The 22,738-nt window shown below is 71.8% G+C and carries 22 protein-coding genes; 8 read left to right on the top strand and 14 right to left on the bottom strand.

Annotation, left to right across the window (positions count from 1 at the left end; genetic code table 11):
• Positions 1-31: 31 nt before the first annotated feature.
• From ACFYYW_RS07675 to ACFYYW_RS07660, 4 genes are read right to left on the bottom strand one after another with little or no spacing between them, the layout of a single operon-like run.
• A complete protein-coding gene (locus ACFYYW_RS07675; protein WP_387646226.1) occupies positions 32-2,080 on the bottom strand; it encodes a DUF6807 family protein in 2,049 nt (682 codons plus the stop codon).
• Positions 2,071-3,120, bottom strand: a complete 1,050-nt coding sequence (locus ACFYYW_RS07670) for a mandelate racemase/muconate lactonizing enzyme family protein (protein ID WP_352319670.1) — start codon at positions 3,118-3,120, stop codon at positions 2,071-2,073. The genes ACFYYW_RS07675 and ACFYYW_RS07670 overlap by 10 nt, the downstream gene beginning before the upstream one ends.
• Positions 3,117-3,989, bottom strand: coding sequence for a 5-dehydro-4-deoxyglucarate dehydratase (locus ACFYYW_RS07665; protein WP_387646222.1), 873 nt, complete (start codon positions 3,987-3,989; stop codon positions 3,117-3,119). The genes ACFYYW_RS07670 and ACFYYW_RS07665 overlap by 4 nt, the downstream gene beginning before the upstream one ends.
• Positions 3,986-4,876 carry an NAD(P)-dependent oxidoreductase gene (locus ACFYYW_RS07660; protein ID WP_352319673.1) on the bottom strand — a complete coding sequence of 297 codons (891 nt, stop codon included), beginning with the start codon at positions 4,874-4,876 and terminating at the stop codon, positions 3,986-3,988. Before ACFYYW_RS07660 ends, ACFYYW_RS07665 begins: the two co-directional genes overlap by 4 nt.
• Positions 4,877-5,068: 192 nt before the next feature.
• Between ACFYYW_RS07660 and ACFYYW_RS07655 the strand changes: the two genes are divergently transcribed.
• The 5 genes from ACFYYW_RS07655 (at position 5,069) to ACFYYW_RS07635 (ending at position 10,655) form a co-directional block, all read left to right on the top strand.
• Positions 5,069-6,022, top strand: a complete 954-nt coding sequence (locus ACFYYW_RS07655; RefSeq protein ID WP_352319675.1) for a LacI family DNA-binding transcriptional regulator — start codon at positions 5,069-5,071, stop codon at positions 6,020-6,022.
• A gap of 206 nt (positions 6,023-6,228) precedes the next feature.
• Positions 6,229-7,188 carry a carbohydrate ABC transporter permease gene (locus ACFYYW_RS07650; protein WP_387646219.1) on the top strand — a complete coding sequence of 320 codons (960 nt, stop codon included), beginning with the start codon at positions 6,229-6,231 and terminating at the stop codon, positions 7,186-7,188.
• A complete protein-coding gene (locus tag ACFYYW_RS07645) occupies positions 7,172-8,038 on the top strand; it encodes a carbohydrate ABC transporter permease (RefSeq protein WP_352319678.1) in 867 nt (288 codons plus the stop codon). The genes ACFYYW_RS07650 and ACFYYW_RS07645 overlap by 17 nt, the downstream gene beginning before the upstream one ends.
• Positions 8,039-8,083: 45 nt before the next feature.
• Positions 8,084-9,364 carry an ABC transporter substrate-binding protein gene (locus ACFYYW_RS07640; protein WP_387646217.1) on the top strand — a complete coding sequence of 427 codons (1,281 nt, stop codon included), beginning with the start codon at positions 8,084-8,086 and terminating at the stop codon, positions 9,362-9,364.
• Positions 9,365-9,374: 10 nt separating this feature from the next.
• A complete protein-coding gene (locus ACFYYW_RS07635) occupies positions 9,375-10,655 on the top strand; it encodes a Gfo/Idh/MocA family protein (protein WP_387646214.1) in 1,281 nt (426 codons plus the stop codon).
• 360 nt (positions 10,656-11,015) lie between these two features.
• Here the strand turns inward: ACFYYW_RS07635 and ACFYYW_RS07630 are convergent, their stop codons facing one another.
• The 7 genes from ACFYYW_RS07630 to ACFYYW_RS07600 all read right to left on the bottom strand — a co-directional run bounded on the left by ACFYYW_RS07630 (position 11,016) and on the right by ACFYYW_RS07600 (position 17,598).
• The gene (locus ACFYYW_RS07630; protein ID WP_387646212.1) at positions 11,016-12,797 is read right to left on the bottom strand and encodes an ABC transporter substrate-binding protein; all 1,782 of its coding nucleotides are present in this window, start codon (positions 12,795-12,797) and stop codon (positions 11,016-11,018) included.
• A 19-nt stretch (positions 12,798-12,816) separates the two neighbouring features.
• Positions 12,817-13,080, bottom strand: a complete 264-nt coding sequence (locus ACFYYW_RS07625) for a DUF2160 family membrane protein (protein ID WP_387647287.1) — start codon at positions 13,078-13,080, stop codon at positions 12,817-12,819.
• Positions 13,081-13,091: 11 nt separating this feature from the next.
• Positions 13,092-13,844, bottom strand: a complete 753-nt coding sequence (locus ACFYYW_RS07620) for a carbohydrate ABC transporter permease (RefSeq protein ID WP_387647284.1) — start codon at positions 13,842-13,844, stop codon at positions 13,092-13,094.
• Positions 13,845-13,906: 62 nt separating this feature from the next.
• Entirely contained in the window at positions 13,907-14,878 is a 972-nt protein-coding gene (locus tag ACFYYW_RS07615) for a carbohydrate ABC transporter permease (protein ID WP_387646210.1), read from the bottom strand.
• Complete coding sequence (locus ACFYYW_RS07610) at positions 14,875-15,969, bottom strand: ABC transporter ATP-binding protein (protein ID WP_387646208.1); 1,095 nt, start codon at positions 15,967-15,969, stop codon at positions 14,875-14,877. Before ACFYYW_RS07610 ends, ACFYYW_RS07615 begins: the two co-directional genes overlap by 4 nt.
• On the bottom strand, positions 15,962-17,053 hold the full coding sequence (locus ACFYYW_RS07605; protein WP_387646206.1) for an ABC transporter ATP-binding protein: 1,092 nt from the start codon (positions 17,051-17,053) through the stop codon (positions 15,962-15,964). The genes ACFYYW_RS07610 and ACFYYW_RS07605 overlap by 8 nt, the downstream gene beginning before the upstream one ends.
• A gap of 116 nt (positions 17,054-17,169) precedes the next feature.
• Positions 17,170-17,598, bottom strand: coding sequence for a MarR family winged helix-turn-helix transcriptional regulator (locus tag ACFYYW_RS07600; protein WP_387646203.1), 429 nt, complete (start codon positions 17,596-17,598; stop codon positions 17,170-17,172).
• A 64-nt stretch (positions 17,599-17,662) separates the two neighbouring features.
• On the opposite strand from ACFYYW_RS07600, the gene ACFYYW_RS07595 reads away from it, so the two are divergent.
• The gene (locus ACFYYW_RS07595) at positions 17,663-18,052 is read left to right on the top strand and encodes a VOC family protein (protein WP_387646200.1); all 390 of its coding nucleotides are present in this window, start codon (positions 17,663-17,665) and stop codon (positions 18,050-18,052) included.
• Between the two features lie 14 nt (positions 18,053-18,066).
• Here ACFYYW_RS07595 and ACFYYW_RS07590 read toward each other — a convergent pair whose 3' ends face one another.
• The gene (locus tag ACFYYW_RS07590) at positions 18,067-18,849 is read right to left on the bottom strand and encodes an SDR family NAD(P)-dependent oxidoreductase (protein WP_387647282.1); all 783 of its coding nucleotides are present in this window, start codon (positions 18,847-18,849) and stop codon (positions 18,067-18,069) included.
• A 106-nt stretch (positions 18,850-18,955) separates the two neighbouring features.
• Between ACFYYW_RS07590 and ACFYYW_RS07585 the strand changes: the two genes are divergently transcribed.
• On the top strand, positions 18,956-20,530 hold the full coding sequence (locus tag ACFYYW_RS07585; protein WP_387646197.1) for a DUF4434 domain-containing protein: 1,575 nt from the start codon (positions 18,956-18,958) through the stop codon (positions 20,528-20,530).
• 34 nt (positions 20,531-20,564) lie between these two features.
• Here the strand turns inward: ACFYYW_RS07585 and ACFYYW_RS07580 are convergent, their stop codons facing one another.
• Positions 20,565-21,269 (bottom strand): TetR/AcrR family transcriptional regulator C-terminal domain-containing protein, encoded by a 705-nt coding sequence (locus ACFYYW_RS07580; RefSeq protein ID WP_387646195.1) that lies wholly within the window; start codon positions 21,267-21,269, stop codon positions 20,565-20,567.
• An 80-nt stretch (positions 21,270-21,349) separates the two neighbouring features.
• On the opposite strand from ACFYYW_RS07580, the gene ACFYYW_RS07575 reads away from it, so the two are divergent.
• Positions 21,350-21,778 carry a hypothetical protein gene (locus ACFYYW_RS07575; protein ID WP_387646192.1) on the top strand — a complete coding sequence of 143 codons (429 nt, stop codon included), beginning with the start codon at positions 21,350-21,352 and terminating at the stop codon, positions 21,776-21,778.
• Positions 21,779-21,830: 52 nt separating this feature from the next.
• On the opposite strand, the gene ACFYYW_RS07570 is transcribed toward ACFYYW_RS07575, so the two are convergent.
• Complete coding sequence (locus ACFYYW_RS07570) at positions 21,831-22,712, bottom strand: arginase family protein (protein WP_387646190.1); 882 nt, start codon at positions 22,710-22,712, stop codon at positions 21,831-21,833.
• Positions 22,713-22,738: the final 26 nt, after the last annotated feature.

Genomic DNA, 22,738 nt, shown 5'->3' with positions numbered 1-22,738 from the left:
CCGGGGATGAGGGCTCACCGAAGAGCGGGTGTCACGCGCGCTCCCCGATCGTCGCCTCCCCGATCGTCGCCTCTCCGATCGTCGCCTCCCCGATCGTCGCCTCTCCGATCGTCGCCTCCGCGATCGTCGTCTCCGCGGCGACGGCCAGCGCCGAGACCGACGGCCCGTCGAGCCGCCCGTCGGCCACGACCGTGACGACCCGCCTGGTCAGCGTGTCCGCCACGATGAGCGGACGGTCCCACGCGAGCGCCTGACCGACCCCGGGATACTCCGCCACCCGCACGAACCAGGGGTCGTCGCCGGCCTGCACGAACACCAGAGTCCAGTCCCGCCCGTCCGGGCCGGTCCCGGCCATGGCCACCCAGCGGCCCCGGCTGCCGTGCACGGCCTCCTCGTCCCCGGGGAAGGTCGTCCGGCCGGTCGAGGCGCCGGGCGCGCGCCAGAAGAACCCGCCGTAGCCCGCTCCGGCCCGGCCCTTGGTGGCCGAGCTGTTGACCTCCAGCGGCGAGCCGGTGAGGTTGGTCAGCGTGAACGCGAGGTCGAGGGCCCACGCGCCGCCGACCGGCCGGGCGGTGACCGTGCGCCGCTCGCGGGCGATCAGCCGGTCGCCGGGGCCGATCCACTCCAGCTCCTCGGTGAAGCCGTCGTCGGCCAGCCGGGTGAACGCGACGTGCCGTTGCCTGCCGTGGTCGTCCAGCCAGGCCGGTCCCCGGCCTCTGACGTAGGTGCGGCCGCCCCAGAAGTTCGCGCCGCCCAAATCGGCGATCGCCACGCCGGCGCCGAGGTGGTGCACGTGGTCGTCGGGACGCACCTCGGTGACGGTGACGCCGCCCAGCGTGCGCACCGGATGCAGGTACGGCCGCGGAGAGTCGGCGGCGGGCAGGTCGGGCCGCCACTCGTAGGCCGCGACCGGCGTGCCCGCCACCCGCAGCTCGACCTCCGTCCAGGGCGCGCCGAGTTCGGAGTAGAGCGCCAGCTCCGCGGCGCTGCGCGCGGTCAGCTCGGCGATGCCGGGCAGGAACCGGTGAGTGACCTCGCCGTCGCCGTCGCGCTCCACGACCTGGTGCCGTTCGGCGATGGGCAGCGGCTCGGGGGCCAGCCGCACCGCGTCCAGGACCTGGGTGAACGTCTCGGTGCGGGAGAGCGGGACGAGCAGCTCGGCCCCCGTGCGGATGTGCGCGACCAGGTTCTCCAGCAGCCCGTCGCGCTCGTGCACGGTGGTCTCCACCGAGCCGTCGGCCCGTTCGACCCGCAGCTCGTCCAGCGTGTACGTGAGCGTCGCCCGCCCCGCCTCCCCGTGCACCACCAGGTACGGCTCGCTGCGGCCGGTCGCGCACAACGACACCGCGATCGTGATGACCGGCCCGCCTGCGATCCGGACCCGCAGGCAGGAGGTGTCGTCGGCCTCGATCGGATGGGCGTGGTACAGCTCGGTCTCGACCGCCTCGACCGGGCCGTCCACCAGGGCGAGGGCGGTCGCGACGGCGTGCGCGAAGGGGTTGGTGAGCGCGCCGTCCACCACGTCCGCGCCGTTCAGCCTGCGCCGTCCGGCCCAGGCCGAGCGGGTGAAGTACGACGAGGGCCGCTCCCACGCGCCCGCGCCGCCGATGCCGCGGATACGGCCGAGCGCGCCGCTCGCCATCAGCTCCCGCAGCGCGGGCACCGCCCGCGAGCCGAGGCTCTGGAAGCCGACCTGGCAGGCCAGCCCGGTCTCGGCCACCGCTGCGGCGATCCGCGCGTGCGCCTCGGGGCTCGCCGCGGGCGGCTTCTCCAGCAGCACGTGCGACCCGGCGCGCAACGCCGTGACCGCGAGGTCGGCGTGCGTGTGGATCGGCGTGCAGACGATCGTGATCTCCGCGCCGGTGGCGGCGACGAGCTCGCCCAGGTCCGCCGACTGCGGCAGGGGGCCGCCGAGCTCCACGCCCAGCTCCATGTCGAGCTCCACCGGCCGCACGTCGCAGATCCCGGCGGGCTCGACCAGCCCGGTGGCCGCGAGCCTGCGCAGGTTGTCCAGGTGGTGCCGCCCGTGCCCGGTCGCCCCGGCCAGGACGACCTTCACCGGGTCCGTCCTCACGCCCATCGCAACCCCAGTCCCGCGTGGCCGCCCACGCGCAGCACGCCGTCCTCGACCCGCACCGGGTACGGCTCGGCCAGCAGCCCCAGCCGGGCGAACGAGGCGTCCTCGACGTCCTCGGCCAGCGGCGGCAGCGGCAGCGCCAGGGCGAGCTGCCCGGACACCTCGCCCAGCAGGTGCGGATGGACCGGCACGTCGAACGCCCTGGCCAGCTCGGCGATCCGCAGGAACGGCGTGACGCCGCCGACGCGCACCACGTTCGGCTGGACGACGTCGCAGGCCCCCGCGGTGAGCAGGTCGCGGAAGCCGTAGACGGTGTAGACGTTCTCGCCCACCGCGACCGGCACGTCGGTCGAGCGGCGCAGCTCGACGTGCGCGGCCACGTCGTCGGCGGGCAGCGGCTCCTCGATCCAGTGGAGGTCGAACTCGCGCAGCGCGGACAGGGCGCGCCGGGCCCGGTGGAGGTCCCACCGCTGGTTAGCGTCGATCATCAGCAGCCGGTCGGGCCCGATCACCTCCCGGACGGCGGCCACCCGGGCCACGTCCTCGGCCAGGTCGGGACGGCCGACCTTGATCTTGACGCCGCGGTACCCGGCGGCCACCCAGCGCCGCGCCTGTTCGGTCAGCTCCTCCAGGGAGTAGTGCAGGTTGACGCCGCTGCCGTAGGCCGGGACCCGGTCCCGGCGCCGGCCCAGCACGTCGGCCAGCCCGGCCGTGCCGCAGCGCAGGTCCCACAGCGCCAGGTCGATGCCGGCCAGCGCGACCGTGGTGATCCCGCCGGGGCCGGCCTCGCGCAGGTGCCGCCACAACCGGTCCCACACCAGCTCGGGACGGGCGGGCAGGCCGATCAGCGCCGCGCGCAGGTCGTGCTCCAGCAGGGCATGGACGGCGTGCGCGCCGATCTGCGGCGTCCAGGAGAACCCGGTGCCGGTGCGGCCGTCCGCCAGCGTCACGTGGCAGACGATCACGTGGTTGGCGGGCACGTCCGGGCCCCACGGGCGGGGCAGGGGGACCGTGCGCAGCTCGGTCCGCAGGCCGGTGATCACGAGGCCGCCAGGGCGAGCCCGGACCTGATCAGCGCGTCGAGCTCGGCCAGGTGGTCCTCGGCCACGTCGACCAGCGGCGGGCGCACCGGGCCGACGTCGAGGCCGCGCAGCCGTACGCCGGCCTTGACCAGGGCCACCGGGTAGCCGGGCACCTGGTCGCGCAGCCGGACCAGCGGCGCGTAGAACTCGGTCAGCAGCCGCTCGTCGCCGTTCAGGTACGCCACGGCGATCTCGGGGGCGAAGGCGAAGACCGCGCTGGAGTACAGGTCGACGCCGATGCCGCGGTAGGCGGGCATGGTCAGCTCGGCGGTCGGCAGGCCGTTGAAGAACAGGAAGTCCGGGTGCTGCTCGCGGACCGCGAGGACGGTCCGCTGCATGCGGTCGATGTCGCCGAGCCCGTCCTTGAGCCCGATCACGCCGGGGACGCCGGCCAGCTCCACCGCGGCGTCCGGGGCGAGCACGACCGGGCCGCGCTGGTAGACGATCACCGGCAGCTCGGCGGCGACGGCGGCCACGTACGCGGCGAAGCCGCGCGCCGGGCCCTGCGTCAGGTAGGGAGGCATGAGCAGCAGGCCGTCGGCGCCGGCCGCGCGGGCCGCCCGCGCCTGGTTCAGCGCCGCGCCGATCGGGCCGCCCGCCCCGGCGAACACCGGCACCCGCCCGTCCACCACCTCGGCCGCCACCCGGACGGCCCGCGCGTGCTCCGCCTCCGACAGCGCGGAGAACTCGCCGGTGCCGCAGGCCACGAACACGCCGCCGGGGCCGTGCGCCATGCCGCGCCGGATGTGCTCGGCCAGCACCTGCTCGGCGAGCGCGCCGCCGGCGTCGAAGGGGGTGACGGGGAAGAACAGCACACCGCTGAGATTCATTCGGATTCCTTGAGTTCGGTTCGCCAGCTTCGCTTGGGCTCCCAGCCGAGCAGGCGGCGGGCCTTGTCCGTGGAGAAGGCGGGAGCGGTGCCGGTGAGGGCCGCCGCCAGCTCCTCGGTGCCCGGCACGGCCTGCGGGAGCAGGTCGGCCAGCGGCTTCCTGGCCAGGGCGTCGGCCGCGCCGGCGAAGAAGACCTCGCCGGCCGGCAGCTCGGGCAACGCCGCGACCAGCACGGCGAACAGCTCGCCGGCGTCGCGCGCGTCGATGTAGTTGAACAGCGAGACGCCGCCGATCTCCGGCTGGTCGAGCCGCTCCCTGACGGTGTGCCCCGACTGCGTGGGCGCGCCCGCCCACTCCTCGGGCGGGATGACGAAGCACGGCCGGACGGCCGCCATCCTCGTCCGGCCCGCCCGCGCGAACGTGCGCATGGTCTGCTCGGCCACCAGTTTGGACAGGTTGTAGGCGTTCCAGGGCAGCGCCGGGTGCTCCTCGTCGATCGGCAGGTACGACGGCCGCCAGCCGCCCGGCGCGCCGTACCCGATCACCGTGGGGCTGCTGGCCACCACCACGCCGGACACGCCGAGCTCCACCGAGGCCGCGCAGACGTTGAACGCGAGCCGGGTGTTCACCTGGAAGATCACTGACTCCGGCCGGCTGAACGGCGTCGCGATGGCCGCCAGATGGATCACCGACTCCGGCCGGAACCGGGCGACGACCTCGTACGCCTGGCCGGTGTCGGTGAGGTCGGCCGGTGAGGTCGCGGCGGCCTCGACCGGCGTGCCGGGGGCCTGGTCCACGCCGATCACCTCGTGCCCGGCGGCGGCGAGCGTGGTGACGACGCTGCGGCCGAGGCGTCCGGCGCTGCCGGTGACGAGCACTCTGCTCACCGTGGGGGACTCCTTCAGGACTGCAAACAGTTGCACCAAACCTATGGGCCAGGCAGGGCGGGGCGTCAAGAGCCGATTTTCGACCAGGGCGTCTAGCTGCGGATATGCGGGACGGTCAGATGTCGACCCGAGCGGCAAGCGCTTTCACCGTTGCTCGGGCGCCTGCAAGCGGTTGCGTTAGGGTGGGTGGTTGTGACAGTGACGATTCGTGATGTGGCCCGCGCTTCCGGTGTGCACGTATCGACCGTGTCGCGGACGTTCTCCGCGCCGCACATGGTGAACGCCGCCACCCGGACCAGAGTGCTGACGGTGGCCGAGGAGCTGGGGTACCGGCCCAACAGGGCGGCCAGGGCGCTCACGACCGGGCGCACCCACAACCTGGGCCTGATCGTGGCCGACATCGCCAACCCGTTCTTCCCGCCGCTGATCAAGGCCGCCCACGCCGCGGCCCGGCAGCGCGACTACCACCTGTTCGTGGCCGACACCGACGAGGAGCCGGCCGCCGAGGAGGAGCTGATCCAGGCGTTCTCCAAGCAGGTGGACGGCGTGGTGCTGTGCAGCCCGCGCTCGTCGAACAAGGTGCTGGAGCGGCTGGCCGAGCGGGTGCCGCTCGTGGTGGTCAACCGGCGGCTGCGCGGCGCCGCCACGGTGCTGATGGACGTCGGGCACGGCGCGCGGCTGGCGGTCGAGCACCTGGCCGGGCTCGGGCACCGCCGCGTGGCGCTGCTGTCCGGCCCGCCGGGCTCCTGGACGAGCGGCGAGATCCGGACGGCCGCCGAGCGGGTGCCGGGCGTCGAGCTGGTCGTCCTCGGGCCGAACGCGCCCACCGAGCAGGGCGGCCTGGCCGCCGCGTCCGCGGTGCGCGAGGCCGGGGTGACCGGGGTGCTGGCCTACAACGACCTCATGGCGATCGGCCTGGTCGAGGGGCTGGGCGAGCTAGGGCTGAGCGTGCCGGCGGACGTCAGCGTGGTGGGCATCGACGACATCGTGCCGGGGCGGCTCAACCGTCCCAAGCTCACCACGGTCGCCATGCCCACCGCGGCGGCCGGGCGGCTGGCGGTCGACCTGCTGATCCAGGAGGTGAGCGCCACGACCTCGCTGGAGACCCGGCTGGTGGTGCGGGAGTCGACGGCACCGCCTCGGTGACCTGCAAACGGTTGTACTAAATCGCCGCAATATTCGTCCTACCTCTACGTGGTAAGCGCTTGTCACCAGGGAAAACATGATGTCGATATATCGATAACGGCGATGTAACGCCTGCAAAGGGTTGACGGAACTTTCCCGGCAGCTATAGGAAAGCGCTATCCATTCACATCTCGCCGGAAGGTCCGTGATGACGAATGAGTTCCGTCATGGCTGACTCGGTGGCGGTGCGACTCCCGGACGCCGCGACCCCGCCCGAGCGGGGAGAGCCTCGCGCGTCCAGACGTTCCCGCCGCGAGGCGCGGGCCGCCTACCTGTTCCTGGCGCCCTGGTTCGCCGGTCTGCTCGTCATCACGATCGGTCCCGTCGTCGCCTCGCTCTACCTGTCGTTCACCGACTACAACCTCCTGGAGGAGGCCACGTGGGTCGGGTTCGACAACTACGTCAAGATGTTCACCGAGGATCCCCGTTACCTGAACTCGCTGAAGGTGACGACGATCTACGTGGTCGTCTCCGTGCCGCTGCAACTGGCCTTCGCGCTCGCGCTGGCCCTGGTGCTCGACCGCGGGCTGCGCGGCCTGTCGCTCTACCGGTCGATCTTCTACCTGCCCTCGCTGCTGGGCGGCAGCGTGGCGATCGCGATCCTGTGGCGCAAGGTCTTCGGGGCCGAGGGCCTGGTCAACGCCGTGCTGGCGGTCTTCGGGATCGAAGGGCCCGGCTGGGTCAGCGACCCCGACACCGCCCTCGGCACGCTGATCATCCTGCACGTCTGGACGTTCGGCGCCCCGATGATCATCTTCCTGGCCGGGCTGCGGCAGATCCCCGCCAGCTACTACGAGGCCGCCGCGGTGGACGGCGCCGGCGTGTTCCGCCAGTTCCGCTCGATCACGCTGCCGCTGCTGACGCCGATCATCTTCTTCAACCTGGTGCTGGAGATCATCAAGTCGTTCCAGTCGTTCACGCAGTCGTTCATCGTCAGCGGCGGCTCGGGCGGGCCGGCCGACTCCACGATGTTCAACACGCTCTACCTCTACCTCAAGGGCTTCAAGAGCTTCGACATGGGCTACGCGGCCGCCATGGCGTGGGTCCTGCTGCTCGTCATCGCCGGTCTCACCGGGGTGAACTTCCTCGCGTCCAAGTATTGGGTCTTCTATGGCGACACCAAGTAGGCCGCTGCCCGTCCTGTTCCGCCCGCTCAGGGGCGGCCGGGTGGTCAAGCACGTGCTGCTGATCGGGTTCGGCCTGGTCATGCTCTATCCACTGCTGTGGATGATCTCCAGCTCGCTCAAGCCCGAGGAACTGATCTTCCGGCAACCCGGCCTGTGGCCGAGCGAGGTCACGCTGGAGAACTACACCGAGGGCTGGACCGCGCTGAAGCACCCCTTCGGCTACTACCTGTGGAACTCCGCGGTCATCACCGTGCTGTCGGTGGTGGCGAACCTGGTGGCCTGCTCGCTGGCCGCCTACGCCTTCGCCCGGCTGAACTTCCCGCTCAAGAAGTTGTGGTTCACCCTCATGCTGGGCACGATCATGCTGCCGCACCACGTGCTGATCGTGCCGCAGTACGTCATGTTCTCCAAGCTCGGGCTGATCAACACGATCTGGCCGCTGGTCATGCCGAAGGTGCTGGCCACGGACGCGTTCTTCGTGTTCCTGATGGTGCAGTTCATCCGCTCGCTCCCCAGGGAGCTGGACGAGGCCGCCGAGATCGACGGCGCCGGCTACTGGCGCACCTTCATCAGGGTGATCATCCCGCTCTGCACCCCGGCGCTGGCCACGACGGCGATCTTCACCTTCATCTGGACGTGGAACGACTTCCTCAGCCAGCTCCTCTACCTCAACAACCCGGACAACTTCACCGCTCCGGTGGCACTGCGCACCTTCCTCGACGCCAGCAGCGACTCGTCGTGGGGCCCGATGTTCGCCATGTCGATCGTCGCGCTCGGGCCCATCTTCGGCTTCTTCCTGGCCGGCCAGAAGTACCTGATCCGTGGTGTGGCCACCACGGGACTGAAGTAGTTCCCCCACCCCCCGACACAGACGAATCCCACAGGAGGTAGAGCCGTGAGCTCTGGCAAGAAGACGTGGTCGGCGGCCCTGCTCGCCACCGCCGTGCTGGCGGTCACCGCGGCCTGCGGCAGCGGCGGCGACGACGGCGCCGGCGGGAAGGTCAGGCTGCGCTTCTCCTACTGGGGCAGCGACGCGCGGCAGAAGATGACCGAGGAGGCCATCAAGAAGTTCGAGGCCAAGAACCCGGGCATCGACGTCGAGGGCGAGTTCTCCGACTTCGCCAGCTACTACGAGACGCTGTCCACGAAGGTCGCCGCGAGCGACGCCCCGGACGTCATCACCCTGGAGATCCGCGGCCTGCGCGAGTACGCCGACCGCGGCACCCTGGCCGACCTGACCGGCAAGGTGCAGACCGCCGACATCGACCCCAAGCTGCTCGGCACCGGCGGCATCGACGGCAAGCAGTTCGCCGTCCCCACCGGCGCGAACGTCTTCTCGGTGGTGCTCAACCCGGCCCTGGTGCAGTCGGCCGGGCAGAAGGTGCCCGACGACACGAAGTGGACGTGGAAGGACTACGTCGACCTCAGCTCGAAGATCACCGCCAAGGGCGGCGGCACGGTCTACGGCACCCAGCTCAACTGGAACCCCGCCTTCCTGCAGATCTTCGCCGCCCAGCGCGGCGAGCCCTTCTACCAGGGCAACAAGATCGCCGTCACGCCCGGGACGATCGTGGCCTGGTGGCAGGTCATGCTGGACACGATCAAGGCCAAGGGCAGCCCCGACGCCGCCAAGACCGCCGAAGTCGGCGCGACCAGCGTGGACCAGTCGCTGCTGGCCACCAACACCGGCGCGTCCGGCATGTGGTGGAGCAACCAGCTCGGCGCGGTCGCCAAGGCGTCGGGCAAGGAGATGAGCCTGCTGCGCCTGCCCAAGGCGGAGGGCGCCACCACCGGCGGCATGTTCCTCCAGCCGGCGATGTTCTACACCGCCTCCGCCCAGAGCGAGCACGCCGCCGAGGCCGCCAAGTTCATCGACTTCATGATCAACGACGCCGAGGTCGGCGGGATCGTCCTCAGCGACCGCGGCCTGCCCGCCAGCTCGAAGGTGCTGGCCGCCGTCAAGGACAAGCTGCCGCCCGCGGACCAGAAGACGCTGCAGTTCGTCGAGTCCATCAAGGGCGAGCTGGCCGACCCGCCCGCCGCGCCGCCGAAGGGCGCCAGCGCCCTGGAGGACATGCTCAAGCGGTACACCGAGGAGGTCCTCTTCGGCCGGATGGCCCCCGACGTCGCCGCCCAGAAGTTCCTGACCGAGGCCAACGCCGCCCTCGGCGGCTGAGAGGACGACCATGAGGTACGCGTTCGTCGGGCTCGGGCACCGCGCGCAGCTGTACGTCGACGCGCTGCTCGGCGAGTGGCGCGACACCGGCGCCGTCGTCGCCCTGTGCGACACCAACCGGACCCGCATGGACTACTACGCCGAGCGGATCGGCCACGAGGTGCCGTGCTTCGCCCCCGCCGAGTTCGGCAAGGTGCTCGAACTCGCCGACGCGGTCGTGGTCGCGACCGTGGACGCCGCGCACGCCCGCTACGTGTGCGCGGCCCTGGACGCGGGCCGCGACGTCATCGTGGAGAAACCGCTCACCGTGGACGCCGGGAGCTGCGCGGCCATCGCCGAGTCGGCGCGGCGCAGCACCGGAAGGCTGATCGTCACCTTCAACTACCGGTACTCGCCGCGCAACTCGGCCGTGCGCCGCCTGCTCATGGACGGCGCGATCGGCGAGGTGACGTCCGCGCACTTCGAGTGGACGCTCGACACCATCCACGGCGCGGACTACTTCCGCCGCTGGCACCGCGACCGGGCCAGCTCCGGCGGCCTGCTCGTGCACAAGTCCACCCACCACTTCGACCTGGTCAACTGGTGGCTCGGGGCGGCGCCGGAGACCGTCTTCGCGCAGACCTCGCTGCGGTTCTACGGCTCGGCCAACGCGCGGTCGCGGGGGCTGGCCGGCCGTCCTGAACGCGGCCAGGGTGCGCCGGGCCTCGGCAGCGACCCGTTCATCCTGGACATCGCCGCCGATCCCCGGCTCAAGCGCCTCTACCTGGACGCCGAGCACGAGGACGGCTACGTCCGCGATCAGGACGTCTTCGGCGACGGCGTGACCATCGACGACAACATGGCGGTGCTGGTCCGGTACGACAGCGGGGCGCTGCTGACGTACTCGCTGAATGCCCACGCGCCCTTCGAGGGCTACCGGGTGGCCTTCAACGGCACGGCGGGACGGCTGGAGCTGGAGGTGGTCGAGCGGGCCTGGACGCCGCCGCACGCGGCGATCGACCCCAGCGCCGCGTCCAAGGAGCACGCCGCCGGGGCATGGGAGCGGCTGACCCTGCGCCCCCACTGGGCCGAGCCGCGCGAGGTGCCGATCGAGGCGGGCGCGGGCGGCCACGGCGGCGGCGACCGGCTGCTGCTGGACGACGTGTTCCGCGGCCCTTCCGGCGACCCGCTGGCCCGGCAGGCGGGCTACCTGGACGGCATCCGCAGCGTCCTGACCGGCGTCGCGGCCAACCTGTCGGCCGCCTCGGGCGCCCCCGTGCACCTGGCCGACGCCGGCACCCGCCTTGCCTGACGGATCCGCCCCGGCGGTCTTCGGGGAGCTGGCCGAGGTCGTCGGCGGGCAGTGGGAGCTGTTCCCGTCCCTGCCGGGGCCGCGGCTGCGGGCGGCGGCCCGGCAGGCGATCGGGGTGCCCGCCCTGACCGCCGCGGACGTGCGGGTCGAGCGCACGACGTCTACGGCGGCCGCGCGTTCGCCGGCGAGCTGGCCCGCCGCGGGTTCGCCGTGCTCGCCCACGACGTACTCACCTGGGGCAGCCGCCGCTTCGCGCTCGACGTCCAGGAGGGCGAGGGCGGCCGCGCCGACCGGTACGACCGCGCGGCGGCCTGCGGGCCGCGCTGCTCGGCGCCTTCGACTGGCTGGCGCGGGAGCTGGTCAGCCGCCCGCCTTCCACCGGGCGATGAGCTTGTCGTAGTCGAGTGTGGCCGGCTTGCCGCGCTCGTCGGCCAGCTTCGGCGCGGGCGCGCCCGGCTGGTCGAACCAGTACTGGGCCGGACGCTCGGGGTTCAGCTTGGGCGCGCACTGGCCGCCGTAGCCCTGGCGTTCGCGCGACAGGCGTTCCAGCCGGGCCAGGATCTCGTCCTGCTGCCTGGCCAGGTTGTCCATCGACTGCTGCGGGGTGGTCTCGCCGGTGACGGCGGTGGCCACGTTCTGCCACCAGAGCTGGGCCAGCTTGGGGTAGTCGGGCACGTTCGTGCCGGTCGGGGTCCACTGCTTGCGGGCGGGGGAGTTGTAGAACTCGATCAGGCCGCCGTACTTGGCGGCGTTGTCCTTGAAGTAGTCGCTCTTGATGTCGGAGTCGCGGATGAAGGTCAGCCCGGTGATCGACTTCTTCAGCGACACCGTCTTGGACGTGACGAACTGGGCGTAGAGCCAGGCGGCGGCCCTGCGGTCCTTCGGGGTGTTGTTGAGCAGCGTCCACGAGCCCGCGTCCTGGTAGCCGAGCTTGTTGCCGTCCTTCCAGTAGACGCCGTGCGGGCTGGGCGCGATGCGCCACTTCGGGGTGCCGTCGTCGTTGACGACCGGCAGGCCCTTCTTGGTCATGTCGGCCGTGAACGTGGTGTACCAGAAGATCTGCTGGGCGATGTTCCCCTGCGCCGGGACCGGGCCCGCCTCGCTGAAGTTCATGCCGGCGGCCTCGCGGGGCGCGTACTTCTTCAGCCAGTCCACGTACTTGGTGAGCGCGTACACCGAGGCCGGGCCGTTGGTGTCGCCGCCGCGGGTCACCGACGAGCCCACCGGACGGCAGTTCTCCACCCGGATGCCCCAGTCGTCCACCGGCAGGCCGTTGGGGATGCCGGGGTCGCCGTTGCCCGCCATGGACAACCAGGCGTCGGTGAAGCGCCAGCCCAGCGAGGGGTCCTTGCGGCCGTAGTCCATGTGGCCGTAGACCTTCCGGCCCTCGACGGTGCCGTTGCCGTTGACCTTGTTGCTGAAGAAGTCGGCGATGTCCTCGTAGGCCGCCCAGTTGACCGGCACGCCCAGGTCGTAGCCGTAGGCGTCCTTGAACTGCTTCTTGATCGCCGGGTCGGTGAACCAGTCGTAGCGGAACCAGTAGAGGTTCGCGAACTGCTGGTCGGGGAGCTGGTAGATCTTCTTGTCGGGGCCGGTGGTGAAGCTGATGCCGATGAAGTCGTCCAGGTCGAGGGTGGGGGAGGTGACGTTCCTGCCCTCTCCGGCCATGTAGTCCGACAGCGGGAACACGTACGTGCCGCGCGAGTGGGTGCCGATGAGGTCGGAGTCGTTGACGTAGGCGTCGTAGATGTTCTGGTCGCCCTGGATCTGCGTCTGGAGCTTCTCGATGACGTCGCCCTCCTGGATCAGGTCGTGCTTGACCTTGATCCCGGTGATCTCGGTGAACGCCCTGGCCAGCTTCTGGGACTCGTACTCGTGCGTGGTGATGGTCTCGGACACCACGTTGATCTGCATGCCCCGGTACGGCGCCGCCGCCTTGATGAACCAGTCCATCTCCGCCAGTTGCCGGTCCTTGGACAGGGTGCTCGGCGTGAACTCCGCCGACACCCACCGCTGCGCCGCGGCCCTGCCGTCGGCCTCCTTGAAGTCGCTCTTCGGCTTCTCCTCCCCGCCCGTGCAACCGGCCGCCACCAGCGCCAGCGCCGCCGCGACCGCCGCCGCGACACCCACCGCATGCCTCATCGCCTGGCTCCTCTTCCTCTCAGCCCCATATCCCGATCACGACCATGACCAGCAGCGCGACGCCGAGCGCCGCCCACATGGACAGGTCGGTGACTGCAATCCACAGGGCCAGCACGACGGCCGCGCTGATCAGGCCGATGTACAGCCGGTCGCCCCGGTCGGTCTCGATCCGCAGGAACCCGCGCCTGGCCACGGGCGGCGAGAGCCGTCCCCAGGCGGCCATCACGCACAGCAGCAGCGCCAGCCCGGCGAACACCAGGGCCGTGGGGGTGGTCCACACCATCCACTGCACGGTCAGACCCTCCCCAGGGCGAACCCCTTGGCGATGTAGTTGCGCACGAACCAGATGACGACGGCCCCCGGGACGATGGTCAGCACGCCGGCCGCGGCCAGCAGCCCCCAGTCCACGCCCGCCGCGCTCACCGTCCGCGTCATGGTGGCCGCGATGGGCTTGGCGTCCACCGACGTGATCGTCCTGGCGATCAGCAGCTCGACCCAGCTGAACATGAAGCAGAAGAACGCGGTGACGCCGAGCGCGGACCGGATCATCGGCAGGAAGATCCGGACGAAGAAGCGCGGCAGCGAATAGCCGTCGATCGCCGCGGTCTCGTCGATCTCCCGGGGGATCCCCGACATGAAGCCTTCCAGGATCCAGACCGCCAGCGGCACGTTGAACAGCATGTGCGCGATCGCCACGCCCAGATGCGTGTCGAACAGCCCGGCCGCCTGGTAGATCTGGAAGAACGGCAGCAGGAACACCGCCGGCGGCGCCATCCGGTTCGTCAGCAGCCAGAAGAACAGGTGCTTGTCCCCGGCGAAGCGGAAGCGCGAGAACGCGTACGCCGCCGGCAGCGCCACGACGAGCGACATGACCGCGTTCATCGAGGTGTAGACGATCGAGTTGAGGTAGCTCGAATACCACGACGGGTCGGTGAAGAACGTGACGTAGTTGTCGAAGGTCACCCGCTGCGGGAGCAGCGAGAAGCTGCCCAGGATGTCCTCGTTCGGGCGGATGGACATGCCGAACATCCACAGCAGCGGCAACATCAGCGTGGCGGCGTACAGCCAGAAGACCGTGCGCGCCCACGGCAGCCGATGGCGCGTGGAACTCACCTCCCCGCCCTGGTCAGCACGGTGAAGAAGACGTAACAGGCGATCTGCACGAGCAGGAAGTACAGCAGCGAGAACGCGCCCGCCGGGCCCAGGTCGAACTGGCCGACGGCGATCTTCGACAGCAGGATGCTCAGGAACGAGGTCGCGTTCCCCGGCCCGCCCCCGGTCACCACGAACGGCTCGGTGTAGATCATGAAGCTGTCCATGAACCGCAGCAGGATCGCGATCGTCAGCACCCCGCGCAGCCTCGGCAGCTGGATGTGCCGGAACGTCGCCCACGCCGACGCGCCGTCGATCTGCGCCGCCTGGAAGTACGGCTCCGGGATCGACCGCAGCCCCGCGTAGGCCAGCAGCGCCACCAGCGGCGTCCAGTGCCACACGTCCATGACCAGGACGGTGATCCAGGCGTCGGCCGAGTCGAGCGTGTAGTTGAAGTTGACCCGCAGCACGTTGTTGACCACCCAGCCGCCGAGCCCGATGTCGCCGCGGGCGAAGATCTGCCAGATCGTGCCCACGACGTTCCACGGGATGAGCAGCGGCAGCGCCACCAGCACCAGCGCCACCGACACCCAGAACCCGCGGCGCGGCATGCAGACCGCGATGGCCACCCCGAGCGGGACCTCCACCAGCAGCACCTGCGCCGAGAACAGCAGCGTGCGCACGAGCGCGGCGCGCACCTCGGGGTCGCGGGCGATCTGCCGGAACCAGTCCAGGCCGACGAACACCCGGTCCACCGGGCTGAAGACGTCCTGGACGGAGAAGTTCACGACGGTCATCAGCGGGATCACCGCGGTGAAGGCCACCGACACCACGACCGGCAGCACCAGCAGCCAGGCCCGGTTGTCGCGCGGGCGGGGATCGGCGCGCGGCCCGGCGGCCGCTGCGGCCTCTGCGGCGGCGGCATCGGCGGCGGCCGGTACGACCTCGCCATCCGCCTGGCTGCCCGCGACGGCGGTCCGGTCGCTCACGCCTGCCCCCTTCCGTCCAGGGGTGCGAGCGAGCCGCACCTGACCTCGTCGCGGAACAGGAACGTCCGGTCCGCGGGGAAATGCAGGAACTCGACCGTGCCCGGCGTCCAGGACGAGCCCGCCTCGGTCCTGGCGATCACCGGATGGCCGCCGACCTCGGCGCGCACCAGGTCGTGCGAGCCCATGCGGTCGATCCCGGTCACCCTGGCCGCCACGCCCGGCCCGTCGGGCGGCCCGCCGACCCGGACGAACTCGGGCCGCACGCCGATCCGCACCGGCCCCGGCGGCAGCGCGCCGGCCACGGCGCCGACCTCCGAGTCCCCGATCCTGACCACGCCGCCGTCGATCTCGGCGGGCAGCACGTTCATGCCGGGCGAGCCGATGAAGTGGCCGACGAACTCGTGCGCGGGCGACAGGAACAGCTCGGCCGGCTCCCCGGCCTGCACGATCTCGCCGTCGTTGAGCACGACCACCTCGTCGGCGAAGGTCAGCGCCTCGGTCTGGTCGTGGGTGACGTAGACCAGGGTGTGGCCGGTGTCGCGGTGGATCTCCTTGAGCTTGCTGCGCAACGTCCACTTCAGCGCCGGGTCCACCACGGTCAGCGGCTCGTCGAGCAGCACGGCCGCCACCTGCTCGCGCACCAGGCCACGGCCCAGGCTGACGATCTGCTTGCGGCCCGGGTCGAGCCGGCGCGCCCGGCGGCGCAGCACGTCGTCCAGGCCGAGCATGGCCGAGACCCGCAGCACCCGCCGCTGGATCTCCTCGGCCGGGACCTTCCTGTTGCGCAGCGGGAAGGCCAGGTTGTCGTAGACCGACATCTCCTCGTACAGGACGGGGAACTGGAAGACCTGCGCGATGTTGCGGCCGGCCGTGGGGACCCCGGTGACCTCGCGGTCGCCGAACCAGATCCGGCCCGCCGTGGGCGTGAGCAGCCCCGAGACGATGTTCAGCAGCGTCGTCTTGCCGCAGCCGCTCGGGCCGAGCAGGGCGTAGGCCCGGCCGCCGCGCCAGGTCCAGGTCGTCGGCCTGAGCGCCCACGTGCGGCCGCCGTCGTAGCTGTGGCCCACGCCCTCCAGGCGGATGTCAGCCATGCCGTCCCGCCCCCGCCGCCGGGGCGACCGGTAATCGGCCCCCGGCCTCGTCGAACACGAAGACGTGCCGCGGGTCCACGTACGCGGTGGCCGCCTGGCCCGGCGTGAACGGGCGGGTGCCCGGCAGATGGGCGACCAGGTGCCGGCGTCCCGCCAGCAGCAGGTGCAGGAACGTCGCGCCGCCGGTCACCTCGGCCAGCCTGATCTCGGCGGGCAGCTCCAGCAGGCCGGGGCCGGTCCTGGTGATCGTCACCTGGTGGGGGCGGATGCCCAGCACGACCTCCTGACCGGCGGCGGCGGCGTCCGGCGCGGGGAAGGAGGCGCCCATGACCTCGATCCGGCCGTCCCTGACCGTGCCGGGCAGCAGGTTCAGCGGCGGGTCGCTGAGCGTGGCCGCGACGGCGAGCGTGGGCGGCTCGGCGTACATGGCGGCCGGGTCGCCGACGTGCCGCACCCGGCCCTCGCCGAGCACCACGGCGGGCGCGGCGAAGGCCAGGGCCTCGTTGGGGTCGGCGGTGGAGTAGAGGACGACGCCCGGCGAGCCGGTGAACATGCGTTTGAGGTCCTCGCGCAACTGCTCCCGGAGCTTGAAGTCGAGGTTGGCCAGCGGCTCGTCGAGCAGCAGCACGTCCACGGGCCTGGCCAGCGCGCGGGCGATCGCCGTGCGCTGCTGCTGGCCGCCCGACAACTCCGCGGGCCTGCGGCCCAGCAGGCCGCCGAGGCCCATGACCGCGGCCACCTCCCGCACCCGCCGGTCGATGCCGTCCTTGCGGTACGACCGGTCCAGCCGCAACGGCGAGGCGATGTTCTCGTAAACGGTGAGGGACGGGTAATTGATGAATTGCTGATAGACGAAGGCGACCGAGCGCTTTCGCACGGAAATCGAGGTGACGTCATTTCCGTTGACCAGCACCCGCCCGGAATCGGGTGGCCGCAAACCGGCGGCGACCCGCATGAGCGTGGTCTTTCCCGAGTTCAGCGGGCCGACGAGGGTGGTCAGTCCGTGAGGTAGTTCCAGGTGGATGTCGTCGAGCCAGGTCTCCCCGCGCTGCCGTACGCGGACGCCATCGAGGATCAGCGTCACAATGCCCGGTCCTCTCTCCCGGAGCTTGCCCTCCATCTAACATGATCTGATTCTTTGTGCAAAGAGGGCAGTTGTTGTGACAGTTGTTCGTCAGTTGACGCCAGTTATGCAATTTGTCAGGGCGAGAAGAGTTTCGTCACCAGGCTGTGGAGGTCGCGGCGCTCGGCGTCCGTCAGCGGGGCGAGGGTCTCGCGTTCGACGTCCGCCACCACCGCGCGGGCCCGTTCCAGGGCGTCCCGGCCGGCGGCGGTCAGCGAGATCCGGTAGCGGCGGCGGTCGGCGGGGTCGCGTTCCCGGGCGGCCAGTCCTTCGGCCATGAGGGCGTCCATCAGGCGGACCATGTCGCTCGGGTCGAGGCCCAGCCGGTCGCCGACCTCCCGCTGGGCGGCCGGGCCGAAGTCGTCGAGCGTCGCCAGCGCCGCGAACTCCCACAGGCTCAGCCCCGTTTCGGCGGTGAGCCGCGCGGCCAGGGCACGCCGGTTAGCGACGCCGACCTTGTGCAGCACGAAGGTGGTCGTCCCGAGCAGGGTGGGCGGCAGTTCCATCTCATCGAGAAGTGTAGGTTGTTCCCAACAGTTGGTTACTACCCACTAATTTCGGAGGATCAGGATGGACGCCCTCTACCCTCGGCTGCTGGTGCGCGACTTCCCGGCGAGCGTCGCCTTCTACCGGGCCGCCCTCGGGCTGGAGCCGGTGAAGGTGCTGACGGAGGCTGCGTATGCCAACTGGGACCTCGACGGCCAGGCCGGGCTCGTGCTCTTCGGCCGCGACCACGTCGCCGAGGTCGTCGGCACGTCCGGGCTGCCGGCGGCGGGCGCCCAGGACACGGTGATGCTGGTGATGCGGGTCGACGACGTCGACGGCGAGGCCGACCGGCTGGTCGGGCTGGGCGCCACCCTCGCCGCGCCGCCGCAGGACCGGCCCGCCTGGGGGCCCGGCCTGCGCACCGCCCACCTGCGCGACCCGGAGGGCAACCTGATCGAGCTCCAGTCGTACTGAGCGCGGGCGGGCGGTCAGGGCAGGATGGCGTCCACGTAGCCGCCGTCCACGCGCAGGGCGCCGCCGGTGGTGGCCGAGGCGAGCGGCGAGCTGAGGTAGACGACCATGTTGGCGATCTCCTCCGGCTCGATCAGCCGCTGGAGCAGCGACTGCGGACGGTGCTCGCGCATGAACGCCCGCTGCGCCTCCTCCCACGGCAGCTCCCGGTCCACGAGCTGGTAGACGAACTCCTCCACGCCGCCGGTGTGCGTGGGCCCGGCGATCACCGAGTTGACCGTCACCCCGCTGCCGGCGGCCTCCTTGGCGAACCCGCGCGAGACGGCCAGCAGCGCCGTCTTGCTCATGCCGTAGTGGATCATCTCGGTGGGCGTGACGATGGCCGAGTCGCTGGCGATGTACTGGATCCGGCCCCAGCCGCGCTCGATCATGCCGGGCAGGTAGGCGCGCGTGAGGCGCACCGCCGTCAGGACGTTGACCTCGAAGAAGCGCCGCCACTCCGCGTCGTCGATCTCCAGCGCCGGCCTGGCCTCGAAGATGCCCAGGTTGTTGACGAGGATGTCCGCCTGTGGCAGCGAGTCGAGGACCCGCTGGAGCCCTTCGTCGGTGGCGACGTCGCCGGGCGCGGCGACCAGGCCGCGATGGTCCATGCGCTCGATGGCCGCGGCCACCGAGCGTTCGCTGCGGCCGTTGACGCCGACGCGCGCGCCCGCCCGTGCCAGACCGGTCGCGATGGCCGCCCCGATGCCCTGGGTCGAGCCCGTGACCAGCGCCGTCTTCCCGCTGAGGTCGATGCTCACCATGACTCCATTGTCCGTGCCGCCCCGCGGCCGGCCGGCACCGGGGCACTACCGGCCGCGGATCGGGTAGATGCCTACTCTGGTCGGTACGTCGAGGGGAGCATGGGTGCGCCGGTTACGGTGGCTGGTCGTGATGGCGGTCCTCGCCGTCCTCGTCGTGGTCCCGGCCGGGCCGGGCGCCGGCGACGACGGGTGCCCGCCCAGGGACACGCGGGTGACCTCGCCGTACGCGATCACCGGCTACTGGGTCATGCCGCGGGCCGACGTGTGCGTCACGCGGCGGACGGTCGAGGCGATCCACTCGCTCGGCGGCGACACGCTCGTCACGTTCGGGCCGCGCTTCGACGTCGGGCCGATGGAGCCCGAGTTCGCCGCCTGCCGGGTGGACGGACGGCCCTGCGCGCGGGTGCCCGGCACCCGCGTCCGGCACGTCTACACGTACGTGACCAGCGAGGAGTTCGGGCGTTCCGTGCTGCGCTGCCCGGGCCTCGACCGGCGGATCGAGAGCGGCGGGCGGGTCTTCTACCGCGTGTCGCTGGCCGCGTCGTGCGCCGCGCGCGTCCAGGACCTGGTGCTGGTCTCCACCGACGGCGACGGGCTGGGCAACCTGGTCGAGGAGGCGGCGGCGTACGGGATGAGGGTGTTCCCCGGGCTGCCCGCCGCGCCGCAGCGGCGGGGCAAGCCGTGGGAGCCCGACCTCGCGCACCTCGCCGCGCTGAACGCCTTCACCGCGCGGGTGCTGGCCGGCTACCGGGAGCGGTTCGGCGGGTCGGCCGCCTTCGGCGGGGTCTACCAGTCGTTCGAGCTGGCCATGCGCGAACGGGGGCCGCGCGACCCCGTCCTGACCCTGTACGCGGCCCAGCACGCGGCGGTCGCCGCCGCGCTGCCCGGCAGGAAGATCCTGGTCAGCCCCTACATCGACGCCCGCAGGGGCCGCGGTTTCCCGCCCGGCCAGGTGCCCGGCGGGCTGGCCGGCATCGCCGCCACCCGCGCCGGCGCGCCCATGGCCGTCGCCGTGCAGGACGGGCGGGGCACGGGCAAGGTCCCCGTGCACGGGATCGAGGAGGGCGGGTCCATGGTCGCCCCGCGGCTCGTCCCGGTGGTCGGCCGGGTGCGCAACGCCGACGGCTACTACGGGCCCACCAGGGACTACATCGAGGCGGCGGCCAGGAGCGTGCCCGCCGGGGTCGAGCTGTGGGTGAACGTCGAGGGCTTCGAGCCCGCCCCCGCGGACGGCGAGTGCGGGCGGGTCGAGCCGCTGCCGTTGCGGGGACGTACCAGCAAGACCCGGCTCGACCAGCAGATCATGGCGACGGGCGGGCACGCCACGAAGATCATCTCTTACGGCTGGGAGCCCTTCTTCACCTGCCAGGCGAGCCCGTCCACCCCCTCGCTGGCCGACGACATCGCGAACGGCGGCCGGGAGCCGATCATCGTGAACGCCTACCGCGAGGAGCGGGACGGACGGCCCGGGGTCACCGTCGAGGGCTACAACCTGCGCGGCGGCACGCTGCGCTTCACCTCGCCCGGCGGCCATGAGGTCGGCGTGGCCCAGCGGTGGCACGGGCCGGGCCGTCCCGAGTCGGCGTGGGCCCCCTACGTCCCGTCCGGCCCGTGGACCTCGGTCACCGCCACGAACGCCGCCGGCCGCACCAGCACGAGTGGGTACGTCTTCCGCTAGCGCCCGCCGTCCCCGTCAGGGTTCGCCGTTTCCGTCAGGGTTCGCCGCTTGCGCCGGGTTCGCTGCCGAAGCCGCGCAGCATGGCTTCGAGCGCGAAGACGAAGCGGCGGTCAGTCCCCGAGGACGGCTGGGCACGCCGCGCCCGTGTGGCCTCGGCCAGCAGCGGGGTCTCCGCCAGGTCCGGCTCGGGGATGTCGCGCATCGCGGGCGCGGCCCGTTCGGCCCCACCGGCGACCTCACCGGCGACCTCACCGGCGACCTCACCGGCGGCCAGGACGGCGACGTGGCCGACGACGAAACCCGTCACGGCGTAGAGCATGTCCAGCGCGCGGTCCGGCGGCAGCCCCGCCGCGCGCAGCACGCGCAGCCCCTCCTCCATCAGGCGCAGGTTCCCGGGCGTGATCGCGGGGCGGCTGACCACCAGGGGGAGCACGTTCGGGTGCGCGAGCAGCGCCCGCAGCAGCGCGTGGGCGTACTCGCGCAGGCCCTGCTGCCATGAAGGGGCCTCGGTCAGCAGCGGCGCGGCCTGCGTGACGACCTGTTCGACCAGGCCGTCGAGCAGCGCGTCCTTGCTGCCGACGTGCTGGTAGAGGGACATGGCCTCGACCCCGAGCTCCTGGCCGATGCGGCGCATGGACAGCGCCTTCAGCCCTTCGCGGTCGGCCAGCGCCAGAGCGGCCCGCAGGATGGCCTGCCGGGTCAGGCCGGCGTTCTGGCCGCGGGTGCGCTTCGGGGACATGGTGCCCTTTCTCGATTCTTACATGGTAAGTATAGTCAAAACATACTTTGTAAGAATGTCGTCCGGAAGGGACCCATGTCATGACAGGAAAGCCGCGCGGGGCCTCGGCCCTGCTGTACGGCGGCGCCGCGCTCACGGTGCTCGTCACCCTCTTCGCCTTCGCCTACCGCTCCGGGCTGGCCGAGTACCTCAGGGCGGGCTATCCGGAGCTGGGACCGGGGAAGATCGACGAGGGGGTCACCACGTACACGGTGATCCTGTCGGTCGTGGGGGCGCTCGGGCTGGCTGGCTGGCTCGTCACCGTCCGGGCGGCCGGCGCGGGCAGGGGGTGGGCCCGGTGGCTGGGGGCCGGGCTGTTCGTGGTGGCGTCGTGTCTCGCGCTCGCGGGCCTGACCGTCCGGGACAGCAACGGCGAGGTCGGCCTGGCGCCGCTGCTCGGCTGGTTGCAGGTGCTTCCGCTGGTCCCGGGGCTCGCGGCGGTCGTGCTGCTGTGGAGGAGGGCGCGGTGATCCCGTCTTCCGCATCGTGCGGGCGGACGGCTCCGCCCCGGACGGCCACGGGTCAGGTCAGGGCTGAGACGAGGATGTCGGTCAGGGTGGCCGCCTGGCCGCCGTCCTCGTCGAGGTCGGGGTCGAAGATGGTGAACTGGATCCCGGCCGCCCCGGGCAGCGCGAGCAGCCCGCGGAGCAGGCCGGCGAGCTGGTCGCCGGTCAGGCCGCCGGGGGCGGGGGAGTCGACGGCCGACAGCACGGACGGGTCGAGCACGTCGGCGTCCACGTGGATCCAGAACCCGTCGAGGTCGTCGCGCACGAGCACGCGCTCGGCGGCCTCCAGGGGGATGTCGTTCCCGGCGACGTAGGCGATGCCCTCGGCGGCGAGCTCCTTGGCGTCGTCGTCGTCCCGGACGCCGAGCACGATGACGTCCTCGTCCCGGACGTACGGGCGCAGGCCGTCGATGTCGGTCAGGTAGTCGTCGCCGCGGCCGGTCACCAGGGCCAGGTCCTCGCCGGCCGCCGCGCCGACGTGGGGCGAGTTGCCGAGGTGGCGGAAGTCGGTGTGGGCGTCGAGGTAGGCCACCCCGTAGCGGCCCGTCCTGCGCAGGGCGAGCGCGGAGCCGAGCAGGATCGAGCAGTCGCCGCCGAGCAGGACGGGGAAGCCGCCGTCCGCCCTGATCCCGGCCACGCGGTCGGCCAGCCGCCGGGTGTAGGCGGCGATGGCCGCGCCGTTGCGCACGCCGTCGCCGGGCTTCCAGGTGGCCACGTAGCGGGGCGGGACCAGCGCGCCGGCGTCGGCCGCGCCGATCCGCGCGACGAGCCCGTTGTCCCGCAACGCCCAGGGAGCCTTGTAGCAGCCGGGGATGACATCCTCGGCGAGTGGACGCAGGCCGAGGTTGGACGGCGCGTCGAGGACGGTCAATTTTCTGTCAGGGGTTAGAGTGCTCATAGTCGTGACGGTAGCAGGAGGGTGAG

The organism is Nonomuraea sp. NPDC001831, from assembly GCF_042892035.1.
Lineage (GTDB): Bacteria > Actinomycetota > Actinomycetes > Streptosporangiales > Streptosporangiaceae > Nonomuraea.
The sequence above is the reverse complement of the archived record's forward strand: the minus strand, read 5'-3'. Positions and strand labels throughout refer to the sequence as shown.